2 protein-coding genes and 1 pseudogene are annotated in these 2,263 nt (G+C 70.8%); 1 reads left to right on the top strand and 2 read right to left on the bottom strand.

Features of this window, described 5'->3' with window-relative positions; translation table 11 throughout:
- The coding region (gene mobA, locus A612_RS15205) for a molybdenum cofactor guanylyltransferase (RefSeq protein WP_019375295.1) at positions 1–351 on the bottom strand (351 nt) is incomplete at its 3' end.
- Positions 352–365: 14 nt separating this feature from the next.
- Complete coding sequence (gene moaA, locus A612_RS15200; RefSeq protein WP_040437162.1) at positions 366–1,508, bottom strand: GTP 3',8-cyclase MoaA; 1,143 nt, start codon at positions 1,506–1,508, stop codon at positions 366–368.
- A 132-nt stretch (positions 1,509–1,640) separates the two neighbouring features.
- On the opposite strand from moaA, the pseudogene A612_RS15195 reads away from it, so the two are divergent.
- Positions 1,641–2,263, top strand: a pseudogene (locus A612_RS15195) (acyl-CoA dehydrogenase family protein); the annotation flags it as partial.

Raw genomic sequence — 2,263 nt, 5'->3', positions numbered from 1 at the left:
GGCGGCGGCGGCCAGCCGGATCGCCAGGTCCGCCGGAAAGAGTGGGCTGTCGCAGGGCAGGGTGAGCAACCAGGGTGTGCTGCAGTGCATCAGCCCGGCAAGGAAGCCGGCGAGCGGGCCTGGCTGGCCGGGCTCCGTGTCGGGCCACACCGGGAAACCCCAGGCGCGGTAGGTCTCGAGGTGGCGATTGGCGTTCAGCGCCACCGTCGCCACCTGCGGCGCGATGCGGCGCGCAGCGTGCAGCGCCAGGGGGGTGTCGCCAAACGGCACCAGGCCCTTGTCCACGCCGCCCATGCGCGTGCCGCGTCCGCCGGCGAGCACGAGGGCGGTGATGTCGCGCTGCTCGATCATCGGGCCGGGGCGCTTCAGCCGCCGATGTAGCTCATCTCGATGCGGCGGGCGCCCCCGGAGGCGTCCGGAGGCAGGGCGGCCCGCAGTTCGGAATAGCGGTCGCTGCGCTGGCGCCAGATGCCGGCGATGGCCTCGGACAGCTGGGCGTCGCTGGCCCCGCCGCGCAGCAGGGTGCGCAGGTCCCACCCCTGCGTGGCAAACAGGCACAGGTACATCCGCCCTTCGGTCGACAACCGCGCGCGGTTGCAGTCGCCGCAAAACGCCTGGGTGACGCTGCTGATCACGCCGACTTCGCCCAGGCGCGGGTCGTGGCGGGCGTCGGCGCCCGCGTAGCCCCAGCGCCTGGCCGTCTCGCCCGGGGCCGTGGCGGCCAGCGGCACCAGCGGCAATTCGGACTGCAGCCGCGCGATCACCTCGGAAGATGGCACCACCTCGTCCATGCGCCAGCCGTTGGTCGCGCCCACGTCCATGTATTCGATGAAGCGCAGCGTGATGCCGGTGCCGCGGAAGCGTCGCGCCATGGGAAGGATCTCCTGGTCGTTGGTGCCGCGCTTGACGACCATGTTGACCTTGATGTGGGACAGGCCGGCAGCCTGCGCCGCGTCGATCCCCGCGAGCACGCTGGCCACGGGAAAGTCCATGTCGTTCATGCGCCGGAACACCTCGTCTTGCAGGCTGTCCAGGCTGACCGTGACGCGCGCGAGGCCCGCCTCTTTGAGGGCACGCGCCTTGCGCGCCAGCAGCGAACCGTTGGTGGTGAGCGTCACTTCCGGCGGCCGGCCGTCCACCGTGCGCAACGCAACCAGTTGCTCCACCAGCCGCTCCAGGTCCTTGCGCAGCAGCGGCTCGCCACCCGTCAGGCGGATCTTGCGCACCCCATGCGCCATGAAGAGCCGCGCCACGCGCGTGATCTCCTCGAAGCTCAGGAGGTCGGCGTGCGGCAGGTAGCGGTAGTTCTTGTCGAACACCTCCTTGGGCATGCAATAGCTGCAGCGGAAGTTGCAGCGGTCGGTGACGCTGATGCGCAGGTCGCGCAGCGGGCGCGAACGCGTGTCCAGCAGCCGGCCCGTGGCAGGGCCGCACTCGGCTTCGGCCGGCACGGCAGGAAGGAGGGCCCTGGTGCGCTGGTCCACCAGGGGGATGACGCGTTCAGCCATGGGCAAATTGTGCCCCATGGCCCTGCGGGATGCGCGCCGCAGGGTTTTGCTCGACGAAGCGCGCCTCGCCTGTGCCAGCGTGGCCGTCCTGCCCGCTGCGCCATCCATCGCCAACCCCAGGAGGTCTTCCCCATGAACAAGCCCTTGACCGCCGAAGTGCTGCGCGCACCCGCCGACGCCTACCGTACGCACGAGGTCTACAACCAGGCCCAGCCAGCCGCCGGCTTCAACGCCTTCACGGGCGACGCCGTGCTGCGCGCCGCGATCGGGCGCGAGACGCCATGGGCCGAGGCGCGCTGCCAGGCGCTGGGCGCCCTGGCCGGCGACGAGGCTGTGCAGGAGCTGGCGCGCCTGGCGAACCGCCATGACCCCGAATTCCGATCGCACGACCGCTTCGGCCACCGCATCGACTGGGTGGAGTTCCACCCGAGCTGGCACGAGCTCATGTCCCTCGCGTGGCGGCACGAGGTGCCGAATCTCGCGTGGCGCACCACGGAGCGCGGCGGCCACTATGCGCGCGCCGTCCTGTCCTACCTCTGGAATCAAGTGGAGCAGGGCACTGCCTGCCCGACGGGCATGGCCTACGCCTCCTATGCCGGCTTCAAGGCCGAGCCGGCGCTGGCCATCTGGAAGGAAAAATCCCTCGGCACGCGCTACGAATTCAGCCGCCGCGAGGTGGCCGACAAGCCTTCGGTGGTGATCGGCCACGCCATGACGGAATACGGCACCCTGGGCACCGCAGCCGCGACACCGGC

Source organism: Melaminivora alkalimesophila (assembly GCF_000282995.1).
In the GTDB taxonomy this organism is placed as follows: domain Bacteria; phylum Pseudomonadota; class Gammaproteobacteria; order Burkholderiales; family Burkholderiaceae_C; genus Melaminivora; species Melaminivora alkalimesophila.
This window is presented reverse-complemented; position numbering and strand designations above follow the sequence as displayed.

Excerpts from the sequence above, each read along its gene's own strand:
- moaA (WP_040437162.1), bottom strand. The coding sequence starts at position 1,508 with ATGGCTGAACGCGTCATCCCCCTGGTGGACCAGCGCACCAGGGCCCTC.